At 73.9% G+C, this 22,000-nt stretch carries 19 protein-coding genes and 1 tRNA gene; 11 read left to right on the forward strand and 9 right to left on the reverse strand.

Features of this window, described 5'->3' with window-relative positions:
* Positions 1 to 41: 41 nt before the first annotated feature.
* Positions 42 to 941, forward strand: coding sequence for a Gfo/Idh/MocA family protein (locus JOF36_RS03575; protein WP_210024999.1), 900 nt, complete (start codon positions 42 to 44; stop codon positions 939 to 941).
* On the opposite strand, the gene JOF36_RS03580 is transcribed toward JOF36_RS03575, so the two are convergent.
* From JOF36_RS03580 to sp36, 4 genes are read right to left on the reverse strand one after another with little or no spacing between them, the layout of a single operon-like run.
* Positions 942 to 3,854: a hypothetical protein gene (locus JOF36_RS03580; RefSeq protein ID WP_210025000.1), complete on the reverse strand. Its 2,913-nt coding sequence runs from the start codon at positions 3,852 to 3,854 to the stop codon at positions 942 to 944.
* A gap of 46 nt (positions 3,855 to 3,900) precedes the next feature.
* Positions 3,901 to 4,587 carry a hypothetical protein gene (locus JOF36_RS03585; RefSeq protein WP_210025001.1) on the reverse strand — a complete coding sequence of 229 codons (687 nt, stop codon included), beginning with the start codon at positions 4,585 to 4,587 and terminating at the stop codon, positions 3,901 to 3,903.
* Position 4,588: 1 nt separating this feature from the next.
* Complete coding sequence (locus JOF36_RS03590) at positions 4,589 to 5,047, reverse strand: RidA family protein (RefSeq protein WP_210025002.1); 459 nt, start codon at positions 5,045 to 5,047, stop codon at positions 4,589 to 4,591.
* Entirely contained in the window at positions 5,044 to 5,214 is a 171-nt protein-coding gene (gene sp36 / locus JOF36_RS03595; protein ID WP_210025003.1) for a Sp36 family protein, read from the reverse strand. The genes JOF36_RS03590 and sp36 overlap by 4 nt, the downstream gene beginning before the upstream one ends.
* Before the next feature lie 196 nt (positions 5,215 to 5,410).
* Between sp36 and bagA the strand changes: the two genes are divergently transcribed.
* Entirely contained in the window at positions 5,411 to 6,463 is a 1,053-nt protein-coding gene (bagA, locus tag JOF36_RS03600; protein WP_210025004.1) for an ATPase BagA, read from the forward strand.
* Positions 6,460 to 7,596 carry an ArsA family ATPase gene (gene bagB / locus JOF36_RS03605; RefSeq protein ID WP_210025005.1) on the forward strand — a complete coding sequence of 379 codons (1,137 nt, stop codon included), beginning with the start codon at positions 6,460 to 6,462 and terminating at the stop codon, positions 7,594 to 7,596. Before bagA ends, bagB begins: the two co-directional genes overlap by 4 nt.
* A 45-nt stretch (positions 7,597 to 7,641) precedes the next feature.
* Here the strand turns inward: bagB and JOF36_RS03610 are convergent, their stop codons facing one another.
* Positions 7,642 to 8,337: a class I SAM-dependent methyltransferase gene (locus JOF36_RS03610; protein WP_210025006.1), complete on the reverse strand. Its 696-nt coding sequence runs from the start codon at positions 8,335 to 8,337 to the stop codon at positions 7,642 to 7,644.
* A gap of 25 nt (positions 8,338 to 8,362) precedes the next feature.
* Positions 8,363 to 8,740 carry a WhiB family transcriptional regulator gene (locus JOF36_RS03615; protein WP_210025007.1) on the reverse strand — a complete coding sequence of 126 codons (378 nt, stop codon included), beginning with the start codon at positions 8,738 to 8,740 and terminating at the stop codon, positions 8,363 to 8,365.
* Between the two features lie 159 nt (positions 8,741 to 8,899).
* Here JOF36_RS03615 and JOF36_RS03620 point away from each other — a divergent pair, with 159 nt between their 5' ends.
* The 4 genes from JOF36_RS03620 (at position 8,900) to JOF36_RS03635 (ending at position 15,165) form a co-directional block, all read left to right on the forward strand.
* Positions 8,900 to 11,302, forward strand: coding sequence for a penicillin-binding protein (locus JOF36_RS03620; RefSeq protein WP_307862198.1), 2,403 nt, complete (start codon positions 8,900 to 8,902; stop codon positions 11,300 to 11,302).
* Positions 11,303 to 11,386: 84 nt separating this feature from the next.
* Entirely contained in the window at positions 11,387 to 11,908 is a 522-nt protein-coding gene (locus tag JOF36_RS03625; protein ID WP_210025009.1) for a hypothetical protein, read from the forward strand.
* A gap of 105 nt (positions 11,909 to 12,013) precedes the next feature.
* On the forward strand, positions 12,014 to 14,017 hold the full coding sequence (locus JOF36_RS03630) for a bifunctional MFS transporter/dTMP kinase (RefSeq protein WP_307862199.1): 2,004 nt from the start codon (positions 12,014 to 12,016) through the stop codon (positions 14,015 to 14,017).
* On the forward strand, positions 14,014 to 15,165 hold the full coding sequence (locus JOF36_RS03635; RefSeq protein WP_210025010.1) for a DNA polymerase III subunit delta': 1,152 nt from the start codon (positions 14,014 to 14,016) through the stop codon (positions 15,163 to 15,165). Before JOF36_RS03630 ends, JOF36_RS03635 begins: the two co-directional genes overlap by 4 nt.
* A gap of 13 nt (positions 15,166 to 15,178) precedes the next feature.
* On the opposite strand, the gene JOF36_RS03640 is transcribed toward JOF36_RS03635, so the two are convergent.
* Complete coding sequence (locus JOF36_RS03640) at positions 15,179 to 17,644, reverse strand: M20/M25/M40 family metallo-hydrolase (RefSeq protein WP_210025011.1); 2,466 nt, start codon at positions 17,642 to 17,644, stop codon at positions 15,179 to 15,181.
* Between the two features lie 124 nt (positions 17,645 to 17,768).
* On the opposite strand from JOF36_RS03640, the gene JOF36_RS03645 reads away from it, so the two are divergent.
* Positions 17,769 to 17,845: transfer RNA gene (locus JOF36_RS03645), tRNA-Thr, on the forward strand.
* 14 nt (positions 17,846 to 17,859) lie between these two features.
* On the opposite strand, the gene JOF36_RS03650 is transcribed toward JOF36_RS03645, so the two are convergent.
* Positions 17,860 to 18,996, reverse strand: a complete 1,137-nt coding sequence (locus JOF36_RS03650; RefSeq protein WP_210025012.1) for a tyrosine-type recombinase/integrase — start codon at positions 18,994 to 18,996, stop codon at positions 17,860 to 17,862.
* The gene (locus JOF36_RS03655) at positions 18,971 to 19,618 is read right to left on the reverse strand and encodes a helix-turn-helix domain-containing protein (protein ID WP_210025013.1); all 648 of its coding nucleotides are present in this window, start codon (positions 19,616 to 19,618) and stop codon (positions 18,971 to 18,973) included. Before JOF36_RS03655 ends, JOF36_RS03650 begins: the two co-directional genes overlap by 26 nt.
* Positions 19,619 to 19,753: 135 nt before the next feature.
* Between JOF36_RS03655 and JOF36_RS41310 the strand changes: the two genes are divergently transcribed.
* The 3 genes from JOF36_RS41310 to JOF36_RS03670 all read left to right on the forward strand — a co-directional run bounded on the left by JOF36_RS41310 (position 19,754) and on the right by JOF36_RS03670 (position 21,997).
* Positions 19,754 to 19,969 carry a helix-turn-helix transcriptional regulator gene (locus tag JOF36_RS41310; protein ID WP_210025014.1) on the forward strand — a complete coding sequence of 72 codons (216 nt, stop codon included), beginning with the start codon at positions 19,754 to 19,756 and terminating at the stop codon, positions 19,967 to 19,969.
* Positions 19,970 to 20,216: 247 nt separating this feature from the next.
* Positions 20,217 to 20,582 (forward strand): hypothetical protein, encoded by a 366-nt coding sequence (locus JOF36_RS03665; RefSeq protein WP_210025015.1) that lies wholly within the window; start codon positions 20,217 to 20,219, stop codon positions 20,580 to 20,582.
* Positions 20,582 to 21,997 carry a DNA primase family protein gene (locus JOF36_RS03670; protein WP_210025016.1) on the forward strand — a complete coding sequence of 472 codons (1,416 nt, stop codon included), beginning with the start codon at positions 20,582 to 20,584 and terminating at the stop codon, positions 21,995 to 21,997. Before JOF36_RS03665 ends, JOF36_RS03670 begins: the two co-directional genes overlap by 1 nt.
* Positions 21,998 to 22,000: the final 3 nt, after the last annotated feature.

Here is a 22,000-nt window from a genome sequence, read left to right on the forward strand (position 1 = left end):
CTAGGTCACGTACGGCCGGTGCCGATGGTGAGAATGCCCGCATGCGGATCGGACTCGTCGGTGCCGGCCCCTGGGCCCGCACCGTGCACGCGCCTGCGATCGCCGCGCACCCGCGCTGGTCGTCGGCCGGGGTGTGGGCACGCCGGCCGGAGGCGACGGCCGAGGTGGCCGCGATCGCGGGCGGACCGGCGCACGCGTCGCTGGACGACCTGGTGGACGCCAGTGATGCCGTCGCGTTCGCCGTCCCGCCGCGGCTGCAGGGCGAGCTGCTGCCGGGGATCGCGGCCGCGGGAAAGCATCTGGTGCTGGAGAAACCGCTGGCCGCGGACCTGGTCGCAGCCGAGCGGGCGGCCGCCGCGATCGACGACGCCGGGGTCTGCTCGGCGACCGTGCTGACCCTGCGGTTCGACCCGGCGATCCGCGCCTGGCTGGACGGGATCGAGGACGGCCCGCACGGCCCGGGGACGGTCGGGACGGCACGCTGGCTGTCGGGGTCGCTGCTGGGCGGCCCGTTCGCGTCGTCGGCCTGGCGGGCCGAGCACGGGGCGCTGCTCGACGTCGGCCCGCACGTGATCGACCTGATGGACGCCGCGCTCGGTGAGGTGACCGGGGTCGACCACGCACGGCGCGACGAGCCGGACCTCTGGCGGATCGGGCTCGTGCACGCCGGTGGGGCGCGCAGCTCACTGGTGCTGTCGCTGCGGACACCGGTCGAGCCGACCGACTTCGAGATCGCGATCACCGGCGGGGTCGGCCCGGACGGGCGCGGCCGGCACCGCATCGACAGCAGGCCCGCCGACGCGGTCGCCTGCTACAGCGGTCTGCTCGACGACCTCGCCGCCGCGATCGACTCCGGCGATCGGAGCCTCCCGGTCGATGCGCGCCGGGCCCTGCACCTGCAGCGGATCGTCGACTCGATCCTGCGACAGGTCGCGGTCTGATCAGCTCCGGTCGGGGCGGGCGGTGCCGTTGCGCGGTGTCGGCTCGCCACCGGTCTCCCGGGCGGCGAGCTCCTCGTGCAGGCGCTGCAGCAGCTCGTGTTCGGTCCCGCTGAGCCGGTCGGCGAGACCGCCGGTCGGCTCGGGACCGGAATGCGCGGCGGTCTGCTGCGTGGCTTCCCCGGCCCCCTCCGCCGGGACACCGGGGACGGGTTCCTCCTCGCCGGCGCCCTCGATGAGCAGCAGGTGCCGGGGGCCGGGTGGCCCGGTCGGTGGCAGGGCTGACGCCGGGACCGGCGGCGCCTGCGCGATCGGCATCCCGGGTGGCGGGGTCGGGGCGTCGATCTCGGCCCCCTCCGTCGCCGGGAGCGGCCCGGGTTCCCGGGCGGGGGTGACTGCAGGCGTCAGGTCCCCGACCCAGGCGCCGGACGTCCAGTCCTGCAGCCAATCGTGCTCGGCGGCCGCGGGTACCACCGGTTCCCCGGCCGGGTCGTCCGGTGTCACAGCTGCCCGGGCACCGTTCACCGGGGCACCGTTGCGCGGGATGTCGGATCGACCCGCCGGAGCGGTGGAGCCCGCCCCGTTACGGCTGTGCGCCGGCCCGGACCTGCGATCCCGCGCGGCCGATCGCTCCGCGTCGCCGGGCCGCTCGGGCAGGGCGCCGGGGGCTGCGGGCAGACCGGACGCCGGTGTGGGCGGCTCGGTCCCGGGGAGGCCGTCCGGCTCGAGCTCGTGCGGGAGGTCCCCGCCGGGCCGCCCCTCGCCTGTTGCCGATCCGTCGTCGGAGGGGGTTCCGGCGACGGCTTCGGGCCGCTCGTCGGTTGCCGGGGCGGGCACGTCGTCACCGGGGTGGTCGTGGGAGTCGAACCAGTTCTCCGTCGCCCGGCGCCGCGCACGCATCGGTGGTGAGGGGCGGGGCGCCGGATGCGGCGGGTCCACCGGTTCGGCGGTCGGGGGAGAGGACGCGGTGTCGCCGGGGGCGACCTGGTGGTCATCCGGGACGGGTACGACGGCGTCGAACGTGCCCGCTCCGGGGGCGGGCCCGGCGCCGGTGCTGGCGGGCAGGTCACCGGGTGGGTGCGTGTCGCCGGCGGCGGGCGGTGGCGGGACCACGGCCGGGATCGGTCCGGTCCCCGTCGTGGAGGGGCCGGCGGCGTCGGCCCGGCCGCGGGCGAACGGCCCGGTTCCGCGTCCCGGGCCGGTCCGGGCGGCGGTGGGCGCGCCGGCGCCGGCTCGGCAGGGCTCCGGCTGCTCGCCGGGCCGCACGTCGGTTCCCGTGCCCTCCGGCCCGGGGCCGGGCTGCCTTCCGGGGTCGGGCTGCCGGTCGGTGGCGGTGTGGACCCTGGCCGGGACTGGGGCCGGGAGCGAGGTCGGAACCGGGCTCGGGTCCGGGCTCGGGTCCGGGTCCGGGTCCGGGCCCGGGTCCGACCGGCGGTCGGTGCCGACCTGGTCCGGTTCCGCATTGAAAACGGAATCAACACCGGAATCGGACCCGAATCCGGTCGGCTCGAACGCACCCGTGTGGGATGTGCCGACGGAGGGCGGCTCCGCCTCGAACAGCGCTGCGGCACCGCCGTCGTCGCTGGTCGGTCCTGGTACGGCGCCGCCGTGGGCGGGGAGCTCCGGTATGGCCCCGCCCTGGACGGAACGTTGCGAGGACGGCGCTCGGCGGGGCCCGAGATCGGCTCCGACGTCTCGGCCATGCGTGCCCGCGCTGTCTAGCCGGTCCTCCGGGGAGGCAACACCCGCGTGGTCGGCGGATTCGGAGGCGGCGTCGCCGGGCTGGTCGGGGAAACCGTCGATGGTGCTGCCGGGTTCAGCGGGTTCCGTGGTGTCGTGGAGCTGCTCGGCAGGTGGGTAGGGGGTGCCGCCGCGCTCCGCGGGTTCGTAGAGGGTGTCGCCCGGTTGGCCGGTGGCTTCGTAGATGGCGCTGCTGACCTGGTCGACGGGTTCGAGAGCGGTCTCGCCGACCCCGGCAGCTGGTTCAGGGGCGGTGTCGCCGACCTGATCAGCGGATTCGTGGGCGGTGTCGCCGACCTGCTCAGCGGTGTCGAAGGCGATACCGCCGCCCCGAGCAGCGGGCACGGGGGCGGTACCACCGACCGGGTCAGCGGGTTCGGGTTCGGTGTCGCCGAGGTGGTCGGCGGGCTCCGGGGCGGCGTCGCCGGTCTGATCGGCCCATTCCGGTTCGGCCGCACCCAGGCCGGCGAGGTACCGCGGGGGCGGGGAAGCCTCCGCGGCGGCTGTTGCCGTCCCCGCCGTCCGGATCGACCACAGAGGGTCGCCGTCGCCGGCCGCGGGAGAACCTGCCGCGAGCGAGCCGGCAGCTACCGGAGCGCCACCGGAGAGCGGGAGCGCGACCGCTCGCGCGGCCCGGTGATAGGTGGTGTCCGGGTCGCCGTCGTCGTGCACCTCGACCGATGCCGTGATCCCGGTACGGGTCAGCGCGGACTGCGCCTGGTAGGTCAGCACCTCGGCCGAGCCGTCGTCGGCGGCCCGGCCCAGCAACACCGGATGCGGCAGCGGGCCGGGTGCGGACCCGGCCGGCGTGACGCGCCAGGCGAGCAGCCAGCCACCGTCCGGCCCGGCGACCTCGGCGAGCGCCCGTGCGAGGTCCGCGGTCCGGTCGGCCGGGCCGTCCGCGGTGAACCGGTGTGGCAGCGCGCCGCCGGCCCGGTCGCCGCGTGGCAGACCGAGGTCGGCGTCCGGCTGGATGCGGCGGGCCGCGGCCTCGGCGACCAGGTCCCGGCGCACCTTCGCGGGCAGCGTGACCCGGCCGGCGACCAGCTCCGCCACCAGCAGCTCCAGCGCGTGCCCCTCCTCGCCGACGGCGACGAGCTCCCGCCCGGTGGCGAGCAGGTCGTCGTCCACCCGGCCTGCCAGTTGGAGCAGCAACCGGTACGTGGGGTCGGACATGGGGCCTCCTTCGCGGGCGGGCCGGGGAGCGGGCGAACCCGCGGGCTCAGCCGGTGGGCATCGGCGACCGGGTCCCCGGCGACCGACTCTCGGACGACCGGCTCTCCGACGACCGGCTACCCGGCGACCGGCTACCCGGCGACCGGCTCCCCGGCGACCGGCTACCCGGCGACCGGCTCCCCGGCGACCGGCTCCACAACGACTCGGCGGCTGCGCACGCCGCCTGGTGGTACGGGGTAGGGGGCTCGTCTCCGGCCCAGACCTCCACCCGTGGGATGCGCTCGCCGTGCACCCGCAGCAGGCGCTGCAGGCCGGCGGTCAGCAGGTGCGGCCGTTCGGCGCCGCGGACCAGCAGTACCCGGGCCCCGTCGTCGCGGACGGCGACGAGCAGCTCACGGGCCTCGTCGTGCACGACGGAGCCGGCCGACCAGACCGCCAGATCGGGCTCGCCCGGCCCGAACGACGGCGGGGCCGGCGGGGATCCCGGCAGCACGGTGTCGACCAGGCGGCGGGACGGCGATCCCGGTTCGACGAGCTCGGTCAACAGGCCGCGCTCGTCGTCGGTCAGGGGGATCCGGTGACGCAGCAGGGCCCGTGCCAGCACCGCGCCGGCGGCACTGCGGTCAGCGCCGGCCACCCAGCCGCGCAGCCGCCACAGCAGCTCGTCGGGTATCCGGCCGGCCAGCCGCAGGAGCAGCTCGTACCCGGCCGGTGCCACGGCGAGCGCGGTCATGTCAGCCGCCGACCTCGACGACCAGCTCGACCTCGACCGGCACGTCCAACGGCAGGACGGCCACGCCGACGGCGGAGCGGGCGTGCCGGCCGGGCTCGCCGAAGACCTCGCCGAGCAGGTCCGACGCGCCGTTGATCACGCCCGGCTGGCCGGAGAAGGAGGGGTCGGACGCCACGAACCCGACGACCTTGACCACTCCGGTCACGCTGTCCAGCCCGACCAGGCCGTCGACCGCGGCGAGCGCGTTCAACGTGCAGATCCGGGCCAGGTCGTAGGCCTGCTCGGCGGTGACCGCGGCGCCGACCTTGCCGGTCGCGGCGACCTTGCCGTCCACCAGCGGGACCTGGCCCGCAGTGAACACCAGGTTCCCGGTGCGGCGCGCCGGGACATAGGCGCCGGCGGGCGTCGCGACCGGGGGCAGGGCCAGCCCGATCTCCTTCAGGCGGGCGAGCGCGCTCACTGTTGCACCGGCCGCTTGAAGAACGCGACCAGCTGCTCGGCGTTGGCGCCCGTCGTCACGGTGACCAGTTCCCAACCGTCCTGGCCGAAGTTGTCCAGGATCGCCTTGGTGTTGTGGATCAGTAGCGGGGCGGTCAGGTATTCCCACTTCACGACCGGGGAGCTCATGGGCGGACTCTAACCCGGACAACCGACCGGGACCGGGCTCCCGCGGCGGATGGCCGTCCCGATGCGACGGACGTGGCCGAGAGAAGCTTGCGGAACGACCCTCAGCGCCGAGAGAAGCTTGCGGAACGAGCCTCAGCTCTGTGGGGCCCGCCTCGCCGACGGGCCGGTGAACGGGCCACTACGTACGCTTGATCGCGTGACCACGACCGTCCACCCCGAATCCGCGGCCCGGCCGGCGCCCTGGCCGGACGAGCTGGCACACGCCCGGCTGCACGTGGTCTCCGGCAAGGGCGGTACCGGGAAGACGACCGTGGCCGCGGCGCTCGCGCTGGCCCTGGCCACCGGCGGAAAGCGGGTGCTGCTGGTCGAGGTCGAGGGCAGGCAGGGCATCGCCCAGGTCTTCGACACCGCCCCGCTGCCCTACGAGGAGCGCCGGATCGCCGTCGCGGCCGGTGGTGGCGAGGTGCGGGCGCTGGCCGTCGACTCCGAGGCCGCGCTGCTCGAGTACTTCGAGATGTTCTACCGGCTCGGGATGGCCGGCCGGACGCTGCGCCGGATGGGTGCGATCGAGTTCGCCACCACGCTCGCGCCGGGCCTGCGCGACGTGCTGCTCACCGGCAAGGCCAAGGAGTGCGTCACCCGGACCGAGGCCGACGGGCGGCCGGCCTACGACGCCGTCGTCCTCGACGCCCCGCCGACCGGCCGGCTGGTGACCTTCCTCGACGTCACCAAGGCGATGGCCGACCTCGCGAAGGTCGGCCCGATCCACGGCCAGGCCGAGGGCGTCAACCAGCTCATCCACTCCCCGCTGACCGCGGTGCACCTGGTCACGCTGCTGTCCGACCTGCCCGTCACCGAGACCCTCGACACCATCGCCGAGCTGGAGCAGTCGGACATCGCGACGGGGACGGTCGTCGTCAACCGGATGCGGGAGCAGTGGCTGCCGGACCGCTCGGTGACCGCGGCCGCCGGTGGCCGGGTGGACGCCGCCCGGATCCGCAACGGATTGCAGAGCGCGGGCATCGAGCTGGCGCCCGCTGAGATCGACGGGCTGGTCGCCGAGACCGTGGAGCACGCCGTCGCCGTCGCCGGGGAGACCGCCGCGCTGCGCCGGCTCGACACCGAGCCCGATCCCCCGTTGCCCCGGCTGACGCTGCCGAACCTGCTCGGCGGGGTCGACCTGGGGGCGCTCTACGAGCTGGCCGAGTCGATGACCGCGCAGGGTGTGCACCTGGAGGCCCGGCGATGAGCGAACTCGACGTGGACACGCTGATCGACGACCCGGACACCCGGGTGATCGTCTGCTGCGGGTCGGGCGGGGTCGGCAAGACGACGACCTCCGCGGCTCTGGCGTTGCGGGCGGCCGAGCGGGGCCGCCGGGTGGTCGTGCTGACCATCGACCCGGCCCGGCGGCTCGCCCAGGCGCTGGGGCTCGACGAGCTGAGCAACGACCCGGCGGCGGTGCGGGCCGCCGAGGGCGAGCTCGCGGCGATGATGCTGGACATGCGCCGCACCTTCGACGAGATGGTGCAGGATCACGCGCCCCCCGAGAAGGCCCAGAAGATCATCGAGAATCCCTTCTACCAGGTGATCTCCTCGTCGTTCTCCGGGACGCAGGAGTACATGGCGATGGAGAAGCTCGGCCAGCTCGTCGCCGCGGGCACCTGGGACCTCGTGGTCGTCGACACCCCGCCGTCGCGTTCCGCGCTGGACTTCCTGGACGCGCCGCAGCGGATGTCCCGCTTCCTGGACGGCAGGATGATCAAGCTGCTCGCCGCGCCCGCGCGGGCCGGGGGCCGGGGGCTGCGCCGGATCGTCGAGGCCGGGTTCGGGCTGTTCGCCAAGACCGTCGGGACGATCATCGGCGGACAGATGCTGCAGGACGCCTCGGCGTTCGTGCAGGCCTTCGACACCCTGTTCGGCGGGTTCGCGGAACGGGCCGGGAAGACCTACGCGCTGCTGCGCTCGCCGGGGACGGCGTTCCTCGTGGTCGCCGCGCCGGAGCCGGACGCGCTGCGTGAGGCCTCCTACTTCACCGACCGGCTGTCGTCGGAGGACATGCCGCTGGCCGGACTGGTGCTCAACCGGACCCACCCGGTGCTGGCCCCGGTGTCGGCGGCCCGGGCCCGCGCGGCCGCCGAGCAGGTCGGCGGGCCGGGTTCGCAGATCGCGGCCGCGGTGCTGCGCCTGCACGCCGACCGGGCCGACCTGCACCGGCGCGAGGAACATCTGCTGACCCGGTTCTCCGCGGCGCACCCGTCGGTGCCGGTGAGGCGGGTGCCGGCGCTGGCCGGTGACATCGCCGACCTGGACGGGTTGCGCCGGGTCGGGGACCTGCTGGCCGGTGCGACCCCGGCGGGCGCGGCCGCGACGGTCGGTTGACGCTCGTCGGCTCGTCGGGCCGTGCTCCCGGCGGGGCCGCTCCGGTCACGGCATCGCGAAGAAGATCATCGGGTTCCGCGTGGTCCCCCGCGCCCCGGTGATGCCGACCTCGGCGCGGACCTCGTCGAGGGCCCGCAGGGTGTGCCGGGCGGCCGGGCGGGCCGCGGTGAACCAGCCGGCGCCGCGCGCGTGCAGCCAGCGCAGCACCTCGGCCCCCTCGGTGAACGGGCGCGCCCACCGCAGGTGGAACACGTCGTGCACGCTCGCCGGGGTGCCCGGGGCGATGCGCGGGAACAGGTGCTCGAGATACCAGCGGCCGAACCGCCGCCCGTGGTCGGCGTCGACGAACAGGTACCCGGTGTCGTCCGGCACCTCGTCCAGGGTCTCCCGCAGGTCTCCCCTGTGGAACGTCCAGCGGTCCCCGGCCAGTCCGGCGGGGACGGTGCCACGCACGTGGTCGACCAGGTCGAACGAGTGCAGGTGCCCGTGGTCGTTGTCCCGCAGCGCGGACAGGATCCAGGTGGTCGACCAGCCCCAGAAGGTCCCGATCTCCACCACGTGCGACGGCCGGTGGTGGCGCAGCAGCAGGTAGGTCAGCTCGGCCTCGACGTCGTCGAGCTGCGGGGTCACCGACGGGGATCCGATGAGGAACGCCCGCTGCTGCGTGATCACCGCTGACAGGTCGTCGGCGTGGGTCCGGTACAGATCGGACAGGAACCCGAGCCGCTCGGTGGTCTCCACCCGGCAGACGGTAGCGAGCCGAGGATCATGCTCCGCACGTGCGTCCGGCGTAGTGGTCGGTGCGGGCCCGCCCGAGCAGCGTGGCCCAGTCGGTGACGTCCGGACGCCTGCGCAGCACCGACCGCCGTTCCCGCTCGGTCATCCCGCCCCAGACGCCGAACTCGACCTGTTGGTCCAGCGCGTGCGCCAGGCACTCGGTGCGGACCGGGCAGGCGAGGCAGAAGTCGCGGGCCCGGCGCTGGTCGGCGCCGGTGACGAAGAGGTCGTCCGCGTCCTCGGAGCGGCAGCGCGCCGCGACCCGCCAGTTCCAGACCGGGCCGGACGCCCGGCGCCCGGCGGGTCGCAGCCGGGGCTTCCCGGTGCGGCGGGCGTCGATCGATCGGACGGCGGGCAGCTCGGACATCGGTGTGCCTCCCGGGCCTGGCGGGCCGGTGTGGACGGCCCGATGCGATGCCTCGATTCTCGGGAGCCGCGGCGGCGCGGGGCAGCGCGCAAAACTACGCAACTCGGGGGACCCGGACCTGACGGGTTCCTGACTCCCCGGCCCGTACGCTTGCTCCCCGTGAGGTTCCCCCGGCGCCTGCTCCGCCCGATCGGTGTGCTCGCGGGCCTGTGCGTCCTGCTCGGTGTGATCACGGCGGGGATGGTGTTCCCGTTGGCCGGTGGGCTCGGGATCCTGTCGAACGAGGCGGGTGACAGCGTCACGTCCAGCTCGGTGGACCTGGTGAACAACCCGGCCCCGCTGACGACGACGCTCACCGACAGCGAGGGGAGCCCGATCGCGTACCTCTTCGACCAGAACCGCACCGAGGTCCCCAGCGACCAGATCTCGCCGACGATGAAGGCGGCGATCCTGGCGATCGAGGACCGCCGGTTCTACGAGCACCAGGGCGTCGACTGGCAGGGCACGCTGCGTGCGGTCGTCGCGAACTCGACGTCCGGCGACGTCGTGCAGGGTGCGTCGACCCTGACCCAGCAGTACGTCAAGAACTACATGCTCTACGTCGACGCCCAGACCGAGGCCGAGCGGCTCAAGGCGACCGAGCAGACGGCGGCGCGCAAGCTGAAGGAGGCGCGGATCGCCCTGCAGCTGGAGCGCCAGCTGTCCAAGGACGAGATCCTCAACCGCTACCTCAACATCGTCTTCCTGGGCAACGGCAGCTACGGCGTCGCGGCGGCCTCCCGGACCTACTTCAACACCACGCCGGACAAGCTGACCGTGCCGCAGGCCGCGTTGCTGGCCGGCATGGTCCGCTCGACGACCCAGTTCGACCCGGTGCAGAACCCGGAGACCGCGACCCAGCGGCGCAATCTCGTGATCGAGCAGATGCGCCAGCAGGGCATGATCGACGACGCCCAGGCCCGCCAGGCGACGGCCGCGCCGCTCGGCATCGCGGACCCGCTGGTCCGGATTCCGAACGGCTGCATCGGAGCCGGTGACACCGGCTTCTTCTGCAAGTACGTCGTCCAGTACCTCACCGAGGCGGGCTTCTCCGAGGAACAGATCAACCGCGGTGGCTACACCATCCGGACGACCCTGGACCGCCGGGCGATGCAGGAGGTCAAGGCGGCCCTGGACCGCGAGGTCGCCCCGGACAACCCGGACGTCGCCAACGTGATGTCACTGGTGAAGCCGGGTAAGGACGAGCACCGCGTGCTGGCGATGGGGTCGAGCCGGACGTTCGGCCTCGACGCCGACGCCCACGAGACCAGCTACGGCCTGCCCTACCAGCCGGTGAACCTGGGCGCCGGGTCGACGTACAAGATGTTCACCGCGGCCACCGCGCTGGAGAAGGGCCTGGGCATCAACTACTCGATGCAGGTGCCTCCCTCGGGCTACGCCTCACCGATCTACGTCGACGGCAGCGGCCGCCCGATCCCGGTCGCCAACGCCAGCGAGGGCCTGCCGCCACGGATGAGCATGACCGACGCGCTGGCGCAGTCGCCGAACACCGCGTTCATCAAGCTCGAGGAGTTCACCGGGGTCCCGGACGTCGTCGACATGGCGGTCCGGCTCGGGCTGAAGTCGCTGGCCACGACGCCGTTCGTGGATCCGGGCAGCGGCGAGCGCACCGACCGCTCGATCGCCGAGGTGATCAAGGAGCAGGAGCTGGCGTCGTTCACCCTCGGTGTGACGCCGACCAGTGTGCTGGAGCTGGCCAACGTCGGTGCCACGCTGTTCTCCGAGGGCCGCTGGTGCCCGCCCACACCGATCGACTCGATCACCGACGCGAACGGCGAGATCGTGCCGATCACCGAGGAACCGTGCCAGCAGGCGGTCGATCCCGGCCTGGCGAACACCCTGGTGACCGGGATGAGCCAGGACGACATCTCCGGGACGTCCGCGGCCGCGGCCCGGGCGGCCGGCTGGTCCCGGCCGATGGCGGGCAAGACCGGCACGACCCAGCAGAACAAGTCGGCGGCGTTCGTCGGGGCGATCCCGGAGATGTCCGGTGCGGTCATCACCTTCGACAACTCGAACTCCCCGCGCCCGCTGTGCGACGGCGGCAACGGTCCCTTCGCCTGCGGCGAGGGCAACATCTTCGGCGGGAAGACACCCGCCCGGACCTGGTACGGAGCGGTGATGCCGCTGGTGGCGGGCACGCCGCCGTCCCCGCTGCCACCGACCGACCCCCGCTACCTCGACGGTGGCGCGGAGTCCCGGATCCCGGACGTCGTCGGCCGCTCGGCCGCCGACGCCCGCGGTGAGCTCGAGGGAGCCGGCTGGCAGGTGACGACTCGGACGGTCGACAACCGGGCCGCCGAGGGGACCGTCATCGGGCAGGAGCCACGCGGCGCGGCGCTGCCGGGCGAGCCGGTGACACTGCAGGTCAGCAGCGGTACGGTGCCCGCCCCGCCGCCTCCCCCGGGCAGTCCCCCGCCCGACGCCCCGCCGCCCGGTGAGGCGCCGCCGCCCGACGGGGGCGAACCCGGGGACGGCGGGCCGCCGCCCGACGGCGGCTGACCGGCCGTCACCCGGCCGGGGGCTGTTGCCCGCCATGCCGCTTCGGCAGGGGCATCCGCGCCGGACCCGGCCTAGCATGCGGGAATGGCCGTGCGGTGGAGGACCAGGCGCACCGCGCCGGCCCCCGCCGACGACGGGCGCTGGGGCGTGGCGCGGCTCGCCGCGCAGCGTCAGGCGGAGCGCCACGCGCGGGAGGTCCTGGGCGCCCAGCCGCCCCCGGAGGCCACGGCGGCATCCCCTCAGGACACTGCGCCGTCCCCGGAGGCCACCGCGCCGTCTCCCGAGGACACGGCACCGCCCGCCGAGGACTCGGTCCCCGGTCCGCGGACCCCGGAGACCCCCGCCCCACCGCCGCCCCGGCGGGCCCCGGCCGGTCCTGTGCGGACACTGCCGTCCCCCCGCCGCCCGCGGACCGCGGGGCAGGGGGTGGAGGGCCCCGTCTACCGCCCGCCCGCGGTGTCCGCGCGGCCCCGGGTCGAACCCGAACCGGGTCTGATCGGCTTCTCCCGGCTCACCCGCGGCCGCACCGGGGCGCGGGTTTTCACCCTGGTCTTCGTGGGGATCTACCTGGTGATCCTGGTCCAGACGCTGTCGACCATCGTCTGACCACCGGAACGGATCCGTCGGGCCCCCCGACTACCCTGACGGCACGGCGGGCCCGGTCCGTGCAGGACCGTCCGGTACAGCGGGTCAGGAAGGGGAGCAGCGATCGTGTCACCGCAGCCCACCCCGGCCTCGACCGCGCACCGCGTGTCGTCGGTGCTGGCGATCCCCGCGTTCCGCCGGCTCTGGTCGGTGACCGCGCTCACCTCCACCGGTGAGTGGATGTCGTTGCTGGCCCTCACCTCGCTGGCGACCCACCTGACCGCCGAAGCCGGCTACACCGCGCAGAGCTTCGCGCTCGGCGGGGTCGTCGCGACCAAGCTGATCCCGTCCCTGCTGCTCGGGCCGCTCGCCGGGGTGCTCGCCGACCGCTTCGACCGGCGCAAGGTGATGGTCACCTGCGACCTGCTGAAGTTCGGGTTGCTGGCGACGGTCCCGTTCGCCGGGTCCCTGTGGTGGCTGCTGCTGGTCACCCTGCTGATCGAGCTGTGCACGATGTTCTGGATCCCCGCGAAGGACGCCGCGGTCCCCAACCTGCTGCGCCGCCCGGACCAGATGGAGGCCGCCGCGCAGCTGAGCCTGATCGTCACCTACGGCGTTGCGGTGGCCGGTGGTGCGGGGCTGTTCGCGCTGGTCACCAAGCTCGCCCCGCTGGTCGGCGACGGCGACCCGGTCGCCGCGGTCAACATGGCGCTGTTCCTGAACTCGTTCGTCTTCCTCGTCTCCGCGCTCGTCGTGCTCCTCCGGATCCCGGAGATCTCCGGGCGGCCCGCGACGGCGGACCGGCGGCAGGCCCCGCCCTCGATGATGTTCCTGCTCCGCGACGGCTTCCGCTTCGTGATCGACACGCCGCTGGTCCGGGGCCTGGTCATCGGGATCATCGGCGCCTTCACCGCGGGTGGCGCGGTGATCGCCACCGCGAAGCTCTACGCGGCGAGCCTGGGCGGCGGCGATGCCGCGTACTCGGTGTTGTTCGTGTCGGTGTTCGGCGGGCTCGCGATCGGCATGGGAATCGGGCCACGGCTGGCGCAGCGGCTGCCGCACAACCGGCTGTTCGGCACGGCGATCGTCGCGGCCGGGTTGTCGCTGGTCGTCGTCGCCGTGGCGGTGCACCTGTTCATGGCGATCGCCGCGGTCATGCTCGTCGGCGCGTTCGCCGGAATCGCCTTCCTCACCGGCCTCACGATCATCGGGACCCAGGTCGCCGACGGGATCCGGGGCCGGATCAACGCGTTCGTCCAGTCACTGGTGCGGCTGGTGCTGCTCGGGTCGATGGCACTGGTGCCGGTCGTCGTCGGTGTCGTCGCCACCCGGACGGTCACGATCGGTGATGCCTCGTTCGTCGTCGACGGCACCCGGTTCGTGCTGGCCGGCGGCGGGGTCGTGGCCGCGGTCGTGGGCACGATCGCCTACCGGCAGATGACCGAGCGACGGTTGGAGCCGCTGGTCAAGGAACTGGTCACCGCTCTGCGGTCCGGGCAGCGGCGGACCGGGTCAGGCGTGCTGGTCGCCGTCGAGGGCGCGTCGCCTGAGCTGACGGTCGTCCAGGCGCACCGGCTCGCGGCGACCCTGCGTGAGCGCGGACACCGGGTGGTCGACCCGGGCACCGGTGAGCAGGACGCGGCCCGCTGGGCCGCCGCGACCCGTGAGGCCGACCTCGCGGGGCTGCGCGCGAAGGCACTCGCCGCCGCGGCCGTCCGGGCCGACCTGGTGGAGCGGGTGGTGCGCCCGGCGCTGGACGGCGGCGCCGTCGTCGTCGTGGACCGGTTCATGGCCAGCCCGCTCGCCCGGTTCGGTGCCGCCGCCGAACAGATCGGCAGCGGTCCGGACGACGGCGAGCTCGAGCACCTCGCCCGCTGGGCCACCGGCGGACTGCGGCCGGACCTGTCCGTGCTGCTGGACCGCGTGTCCGACGCCCGGCCCGAGCCCGGCGTGGCAGGCGTCGAGCACGCCCGGGTGCAGAAGCTGCTGGCTCGGACGGTCTCCGCTCAGGAGCCGCAGCGCAGCGTCGTCGTGGACGCCGACGGCACCGAGGACGAGATCGCCGCCCGGGTGCTCGAGAGCGTGCTCCCGCTGCTGCCACCGGCCGGGATCAGGGAGGGGGCCTCATGAGTGTCTGGGCCGACGTCGTCGGGCAGCCGGCCGCGGTCGCCGAGCTGGGTGGTGCGGCGGTCGACCCGTCCGCGATGACCCACGCCTGGCTGTTCACCGGGCCCCCCGGTTCCGGCCGTTCGAACGCGGCGCGGGCGTTCGCCGCCGCGCTGCAGTGCCGCTACGGCGGCTGCGGCGAGTGCGCCGCCTGCCGGACCACCCTCGCCGGCACCCACTCCGACGTCCGGGAGATCAACCCGGAAGGCTTGTCGATCAAGGTCGACGAGATGCGCGCCCTGGTGCAGATGGCCGCCCGCCGCCCCGCCACCGGGGTCTGGCAGGTCGTGATCATCTCCGACGCCGACCGGCTCACCGAGGGTGCGTCGAACGCTCTGCTCAAGGCGATCGAGGAGCCGGCACCGGAGACGGTGTGGTTGCTCTGCGCCCCGTCCGACCACCCCGAGGACGTGCCGGTCACGATCCGCTCGCGCTGCCGCCCGGTCCATCTGCGCAGCCCGTCGCCCGAGTCGGTGGCCGGGGTACTCCGGGACCGTGACGGGATCGATCCGGACCAGGCGCAGTGGGCGGCGTCGGTGTGCGGCGGGCACGTCGGCCGCGCGCGGCGGCTGGCCCGGGACGCCCAGGCCCGGTCCAGGCGCGAGGAGATCCTGGCGGTTCCGAGGAAGCTGAACCGCATCGGGGACGCGTTCTTCCACGCCGACGTGCTGATCCGCTCGGCCGAGGGTGAGGCGGAGGGCCTGCGGGCCGACCGTGACGAGACCGAGCGTGCGGAGCTCTCCGTCGCGATGGGCGCGGGCGGCACCGGCAAGGGCGCCGCCGCGGCCGCCCGGTCGGCGAAGGCCGCCGAGCGCGACCTGGAGAAGCGGCAGAAGAGCCGCGCCACCCGGACCCAGCGCGACGCACTCGACCGCGCGCTCGTCGACCTGGCCGGCTTCTACCGGGACGCGATTGTCGCGGCCTCGGGTGCTCAGGTGCTGCTGACCAACCCGGACCGGGAGCAGGAGATCCGGATGGCGGCCGCCGAGTGGGGGCCGGAGTCGTCGTTGCGCAGGCTGGAGGCCGTCCTCGCCTGCCGGGACGCCCTCGAGCAGAACGTGAAGCCCCGGATCGCGGTCGAGGCGATGATGACCGCCCTGCACCGTGGCTGACCGGTGCCGCCGTTCAGCCGCTGATCGTCCGGCTCAGCACGATCTGGTCGCTGTCCCAGTCCGCGGCTCCGCGTAGCTCGGGCGGCCGCGGCCGGAACCCCGGCGCCTCGGCGAGGCCCGGTGTCGGGTCGGAGACGGTGATCGTGACGGGGCTCGGGGCGGGACGGGTCAGCTCGACCCGCATTCCGGCGGCCGGGACGGCCTGCAACCGGATCTCGTCGACGTCGCGGCCGGACCGGACCGCGGGCCTGCCGGCCGGGGCGACGGTCACCGACGGCAGCGGCCGGTCGCTGCGCAGGATGACCGTCGGAGCCCCACGCGGGCTCGCGACCTGGAGCACCAACCGCTGCGGTGTCCGCTCGACGATCTCGACCGCCGGCCCGGGCGCCGCGAGCGGTGCGGCCGGGCCGCTCCGTGCCGCGGGGTCACCGGGCCACATCGGCAGGTCGGCGCCCGCCGGGTCGAGGTAGCCGGCCGTCCAGGTGGCCGGTGCGGTGTCCGTGCTGACCCAACGAGCCGCACCGGTGTCGGTGTCCTGCAGGAACGACAGGTGCGACGCCTGTGGCCGGTCCGGGCCCGGCCGGTCCAGCACCAACCCGGTCGCGGCGAGGACGGCCACGGCGACGGCTGCTCCGGCCGGGACCGGCCACCCGCGCCGGGGTTGGTGCGGCCCGGCCCCGCCCTGCCTCGCTTCGACTTGCCCGGCTCCGACTTGCCCGGCTTCGACTTGCCCGGCTTCGACTTGCCCGGCTTCGACTTGCCCGGCTTCGACTTGCCCGGCTTCGACTTGCCCGGCTTCGACTTGCCCGGCTTCGACTTGCCCGGCTTCGACTTGCCCGGCTTCGACTTGCGAGGCCGCTGGGGTCCCCGGCCGGGCAGGCACAGGCACCAGCACGATGGTCAGCAGCGCCAGGAGGAGGACCTGCGCGGCCACCGGGATGCCGTCGGCGATCCCCGAGAGGGTGAACAGGTCCCAGCCGAGCGGTGCCAGCAGCACGGCGCCCGGGACCGCACCCAGCGCCGCGACCGCCGTCGCCGCGACCGGCCGGTGGCGCCACAGCAGCGCGGCCGCCAGTCCGAGGCCCGCCCCGGTCGCGGGCAGCGCGAACAGGAAGGACGCACCCGGAACGGTCCCGGCCGTGACCACACCGAGCAGCGCGACGACCAGCGCAGCCCCTGCGGCGGCACCGGCCCGCCCGGCCCACCGCCGGGCGACGAGATACCAGAGCGCGGTGACGGTCACCGCCAGTGCCACGGCCGCGAGCTGCACGGCCACGGGCCGGTGCAGGAACGGTCCCGTGTCGGCGTACGACGGGCGCAGCACGACCAGCAGCTGCCAGAGTCCGGCCGTGGCCGCCACCCCTGCCGCGGCCGTCACCAGGACGCCGGCCGCGGATCCCAGCACCCGCGGCACGGTCAGGACCTCGCGCCGGCGCCCCAGCAGGACCGCCCCGGCGACGGCGAGCAGACCCAGGCCGGCGACCGGCCACACCAGCCATCCCGGGTACACGGCGAGCGCCCCGGCGAACCGGAAGTAGGTGGCGTCGCCCTGCGCGGGGGCGCCGGACACGGCCGGGTCGAGCGGCGCCAGGTCGCGGTCCCCCAGCACCCGGGCCAGCCCGAGCGCCGCCTCGCCGTGTCCCTGCACGCTCGCCGCGCTCAGGTTCTCCGGTGCGTCGCCGGTGGTGTGGTACTCGACCGGCTCCTCGATGAAGGCGAAGTTCAGCCCGGGCCGGCCGGCGTCGAGGACGCGTGTGAGGTCGGTGTCGTTCTGGAGCAGCCGGTACGCCTCCACCAGCGACGAGTCGCCGACCGGGTGCGGCACTGCCTCGGCGAAGGCCCGCACCAGCCCCGCGTTGCCGGGCGAGGTCTGGAACATCAGCGACGGTCCGGAGACACCGCGGGCCTCGAAGTTCACCACGACCGACGGCCGGGCCCCGAGCTCGTCACGGACCCAGGCCTGCGCGCCGAGCAGGCCGGCCTCCTCGGCGTCGGTGATCAGCACGACCAGGTCGTTGCGCAGCGGCGGGCCGGTCTGCAGCGCACGGACCGCCTCGAGGATCGCGGCGACGGACGACATGTCGTCGGCGGCACCGGGACCACCCGCCACCGAGTCGTAGTGCGCGGCGAGCACGACGGCCCCGGTCGGATCGGTACCGGGCAGCGTCGCGACGACGTTCTCGACCGGCCCCGCGCTCATCCTGCCGTCATGGCTGTCGGCCCCGGTCGACGAGTGCAGCCGGGTCGACAGGCCCGCCGCCGAGAGCCGGTCGACGAGCTCGTCGCGCACCCGGTCCGCCGCGGGGCTCCCGGTGGGGCGCGGCTCGCGGGCGAGCTCGCCGACCGTTCGCAGGGCACGGTCGGCGGCGATCTCGCCGGTGGGCGCATCGGCCGGCGCCGGTGCCGGTGCCCGACCGTCCACCCACGACAGACCGGCCACGAGAACGAGGACCAGGGCCGCCACCCAACGCGTTGCCATGGCGGCGATGCTGCCCGTGCGCGGTGACTGCCGCGTCCGACTTTCGGACGGTCATCGGGCTCGTTCGTGGCGAGGGGTGCCGGAGGCTCGGCACGGAGCGGTCGCTACACTTGGCACGCACCACGCCGCCTTAGCTCAGTCGGTTAGAGCGACGCACTCGTAATGCGTAGGTCGGGAGTTCGACTCTCCCAGGCGGCTCCACGAAGAGGGGCAGGTCAGACCGCATCCCGGTCGCCTCCCTGCTCTTTCGTCAGCAAGATCACCTGGCCACTGGTCCGCATCTGGTCCGCACCCGAGTTGATCTTGGCCTCGTGCAGGCGGTCCGCGACCGTATCCAGGTCGTCGGCAAACAGGTGTGAGTAGACGTCGAGGGTCACGCTCGGCGACGCATGGCCGAGCATCCGCTGCACGAGCACCACGGTCGCGCCCGCCGCGATCGCCAGCGACGCCGCGGTGTGCCGGAGCGCGTGGGGCGTCACTCCGACCACGCCGGCCCGTTTCGCAGCAGCGTCGAACGTGTCGCGGCGAAAGTTCCCATTGCGCAGGATGCCTCCGCCCCGTCCCGAGAACACGAGGTCGTCCGGGCCGAGGCCGGACACGTGCGCAGCCATGTCGTCGACGAGGAACATCGGCACGGGTACGTCCCGGCGTTCGTGGTCCTTGGGCGTGCCCAGCTCGGCGCGGCCACGGACCTCGGCCATCGCTCGGCGCACGGTGATCCGGCGCCGCATCAGGTCAAGGTCGCTGACCCGCAGCGCGGCCGCCTCGCCCCAGCGCAACCCGGTGTAGGCGAGCACGTTGACGAGCACGCCATAGTCCCCGCACTCCTGTGCGAGCAGGGCGACCTCGGCGTGTGTGAGGTAACGCTTCTGCTTCGACTTGACCCTGGGAAGCGGAATTCCTTCGGCGGGGTTACGGGAGAGCCGGCCGTCCAGCTGGGCGTACCCCAGCGCGAGGGAGAGCACCCGGTGGCAGTAGCGGACCGAGGCCGCGGAGAGCCCGGAGGAGGTCAGTTGGCCTACCCATGCCGCCACGTCGGCCGGGGCCACCTCGGCCAGCGGCACCGCGCCCCACGTCGGTTCGATGTGCTTGCTGATGATCCCTTCGTACCGGACCCGCGTGGTCGGCTTGAGCTGCTCCTGGGCGGCCAGCCACTTCCGGCACCACGTTCCGGTGCGCTCGCGCGATAGGGACGGGTCGATCCATTCCCCGCGCGACTTGGCGACCTCGACCGAGGCGACCCATCGCTCGGCGTCGACCTTCCGGGCGAAGTGCCTGGCCCGCTCCCGGCGGTCCGGACCGCGGTAGCGGGCCCGCCACGTGCCGTCAGGGCGCTTCTTGATGCTCGCCACGGTCCTCCTCCTCTCCGTCCTCATAGCGCAGCGGAACGATGAACGCGAAATGGCGGAGGTAGGCGCTGAGGATGCGCGGTGGCACGCCCTTCTGCCACACCAGCATGTCGGCCGCCTCTCGGAGCATTTCCTGCAGGTCGAGCATTTCCTGCAGGTCGGGGGTGTACTCGGTGATCTCCGCGAGCGTCGTGCGGTCAGGGGGTGCGTGGGGGCGGTTGACCTCCTGGAAGTCCAATAGGTCCGGGCTGGCAATTTCCTCTGGCAGGTCCTCATCGGGAAGCGGGGCGTTGCCTGCAGCCCACTGCCACGCTGCGGACTCCGGCACACGGACCGTGGACGTCAGGTCGATCTCGTTGTCACCACTGGCGCTCTCCTCGTCACTGCTGGCCGTGCCGCTAAGGAGTAGCCGATTCGGGGTGACGCCGAGAGCGATGGCGAGCGCGACCAGCTCCGACACGTCGGCCCTTCTCTCGCCCTTCATCAGCCGTGAGACGGCGTTGATGCCGAGCGGGTGGCCGAGTTTGGTCATCCGCTCGGCGATGTCCTTCTGGTCGAGCCCTGCGCGTTTTCGCAGCTCGTCGAGGTTGGCAGTGAAGCGCTCTCCGAGGGGGCCGCGCTCCATGGGGCCGCTCCGCCGCGACTGTTGATTAGCCATCATCGGGATTCTGGCACTGAAGATTGCGAGTAGTCCAGCGCTGACCTACCCTGCGGCGTGCTGGCGGTAATCGCCAGCACGATCGCTATTATGAGGAGTCCCATGAGTGACAGGGCGCTCGCGCGGCCTCTCAACCTCCGGGAGGCGGCGGAGATGATCGGTGTGCCGGAGAGCACGCTGCGGTACTGGAGGGCGACGGGACGGGACGGCCCGGTCGGGTACCGGGTCGGGCGCCGGGTGATGTATGACGAAGCCGAGGTTCAGGCGTACCGGGACGCTTGCCGCGCTGCGGCGAAGCCGCAGGGGGAGTCTGCGTGACCCCTATGAACGAGCGGGGCGGGCCCGCTACCGACGGACCCGCCCCGATGATCGCCCCGGACACTTTGCAGAGGCACGACCACCACGAAGGTACCGCACCGGCGCACCGGCTCGGCCGGGTTGCGACGCTCGGCGAGGCGCGCTCGCACCGGTCGAAGCGCCATGCGCTCGACCACCTCGACCAGACCGGGGCGTGCGCGTGCTGGACCGCCGGCCCGGGCCGGCGCTGCCTGGCCGGGAGGGTGTCGTGAGGGGCCCGGCACCGCACGCGGTCGACGGCCGGGTGGCCATGCTCGTCGTCGACCCCGGGTTCTGTGCCTCGTGCGCCGCGATGCTCGACCCCACTGCGCTTGCCCGGTGGCTCCACGCCCTCTCGGCCGATGATCCCGCCTACATCGCGGCCCGGCTGGTCGTCGAGCTGCGCGAGGAGCGCACTGCGCTCGCGGAGTCCGGTCTCGCGATGCCCGTCTCAGCTGCTTCCCGGGCCGCGGCCGGCGTGGCGCTTGCCCCCCTCGAGCCGGTGCAGTCACCGCGGCCGCCCGTGCGGTGCGACCGCTGCCATGACCGGCTCCCGTTCCCCATGATTCCCGAGCAGAAGAAGGGCGCGGCCTGATGCCGTACGACACCCTGGCCCACGGCGGCCAGGCCGGCGAAGCGGAACTGAACGACCCGCTCCCCGACAAGCCGTGGACCGAGTACGGGTACTCCGAGCGGCTGATCCACGTCTACGGCGACCGCTTGCGGTTCGTCCGCATCTGGCGCCGCTGGCTCATCTGGGACGGCACCCGCTGGGCCTGCGACGACACTGGGCAGGCCGTGCGCTGGGCGAAGATCATCGCCCGGCGGATGACGACCGAGGCGTATGCGATCACCGACAAGCAGGAGCGCTCGGCCGCAGTCCGGGCCGCGCGCCGCGGTGAACAGTCGGCCGGCGTCTACGCGGTGCTCGCCCTCGCCGAGACCGAGGAACAGGTGGCTGTCGTCCCCGGGCAGCTGGACGCCGACCCGTTCCTGCTGAACTGCCCGAACGGAACGCTCGACCTGCGCACGGGTGAACTACGCGGCCACGACCCGACCGACCTGCTGACCAAGGTCACCGGCGCCGCGTACGACCCGGACGCCCGCAGCACGGACTGGTCCCGGTTCCTCGACCGCGTCCAGCCCGACCCGGACGTACAGGCGTTCCTCGCCCGACTGTTCGGGCACGCCCTGGAGGGCAGGGTCACCGAGCACGTCCTGCCGATCTTGCAGGGCGAGGGAGCGAACGGGAAGTCGACCTTCCTCGACGCCGTGCTCGCCGCATTGGGCGACTACGGCGGGGCCGCCGACCCCGAGCTGCTGACCGCGCGCACGTTCGACGCCCATCCGACCGGAGTTGCCGACCTGTTCGGGTTGCGCCTGGCCCTGCTGCACGAAGGCGACGCCGGTCGCCGGCTCGCCGAGGGCACTGTGAAGCGCCTGACCGGTGGCGACCAGCTGAAGGCCCGGCGGATGCGCGAGGACTTCTGGTCGTTCCAGCCGAGCCACATGTTCGCGCTGGCCACGAACCACCGGCCGATCGTGTCCGGCGCCGACGAGGGAATCTGGCGCCGGCTGCGGCTGGTCCCCTGGCCCGTGGTCGTCCCGGCCGCCGAGCGCGACGAGCACTTGGGTGAGCGCATGCATCTGGCCGCCGATGCCGTGCTCGCGTGGCTGGTCCACGGCCACCAGCAGTGGCGCCGCGACGGGCTCGCGGAGCCGGCGTCGGTCACCGAGGCCACCGACACCTACCGGGGTGAGTCGGACGCGCTGGGGCGGTTCCTCGCCGAGCGTTGCCTGCTTGCGCCGGCGTTCCACGTGTTCTCCGCCGAGCTGTTCGCGGCGTGGGGCAAGTGGTGCGCCGAGGAGGGTGAGGCGGTCGGGTCGAACAAGGCGTTCACGACCGCGCTCGTCAACCGCGGCTTCGGCCCGCCGACGCCGACGAACCGCGGGAAGCGATGGCAGGGGATCGGCGTCGCCGCCGACGACGAGGGCGGTGAGGGGGCGTGATGG

The sequence above is a fragment of the Pseudonocardia parietis genome, assembly GCF_017876315.1.
GTDB lineage: Bacteria > Actinomycetota > Actinomycetes > Mycobacteriales > Pseudonocardiaceae > Pseudonocardia > Pseudonocardia parietis.

What these genes read in the sequence shown, in the direction of transcription:
- JOF36_RS03585 (WP_210025001.1), bottom strand. Translation starts at nt 4,587, where the DNA reads ATGACCGCGCTCGCCGTGGCACCGGCCGGGTACGAGCTGCTCCTGCGG.
- JOF36_RS03635 (WP_210025010.1), top strand. Translation starts at nt 14,014, where the DNA reads ATGAGTGTCTGGGCCGACGTCGTCGGGCAGCCGGCCGCGGTCGCCGAG.
- JOF36_RS03575 (WP_210024999.1), top strand. Translation starts at nt 42, where the DNA reads ATGCGGATCGGACTCGTCGGTGCCGGCCCCTGGGCCCGCACCGTGCAC.
- JOF36_RS03640 (WP_210025011.1), bottom strand. Translation starts at nt 17,644, where the DNA reads ATGGCAACGCGTTGGGTGGCGGCCCTGGTCCTCGTTCTCGTGGCCGGT.
- bagB (WP_210025005.1), top strand. Translation starts at nt 6,460, where the DNA reads ATGAGCGAACTCGACGTGGACACGCTGATCGACGACCCGGACACCCGG.
- JOF36_RS03625 (WP_210025009.1), top strand. Translation starts at nt 11,387, where the DNA reads ATGGCCGTGCGGTGGAGGACCAGGCGCACCGCGCCGGCCCCCGCCGAC.
- JOF36_RS41310 (WP_210025014.1), top strand. Translation starts at nt 19,754, where the DNA reads ATGAGTGACAGGGCGCTCGCGCGGCCTCTCAACCTCCGGGAGGCGGCG.
- JOF36_RS03670 (WP_210025016.1), top strand. Translation starts at nt 20,582, where the DNA reads ATGCCGTACGACACCCTGGCCCACGGCGGCCAGGCCGGCGAAGCGGAA.
- JOF36_RS03580 (WP_210025000.1), bottom strand. Translation starts at nt 3,854, where the DNA reads ATGTCCGACCCCACGTACCGGTTGCTGCTCCAACTGGCAGGCCGGGTG.
- JOF36_RS03615 (WP_210025007.1), bottom strand. Translation starts at nt 8,740, where the DNA reads ATGTCCGAGCTGCCCGCCGTCCGATCGATCGACGCCCGCCGCACCGGG.
- JOF36_RS03655 (WP_210025013.1), bottom strand. Translation starts at nt 19,618, where the DNA reads ATGGAGCGCGGCCCCCTCGGAGAGCGCTTCACTGCCAACCTCGACGAG.
- sp36 (WP_210025003.1), bottom strand. Translation starts at nt 5,214, where the DNA reads ATGAGCTCCCCGGTCGTGAAGTGGGAATACCTGACCGCCCCGCTACTG.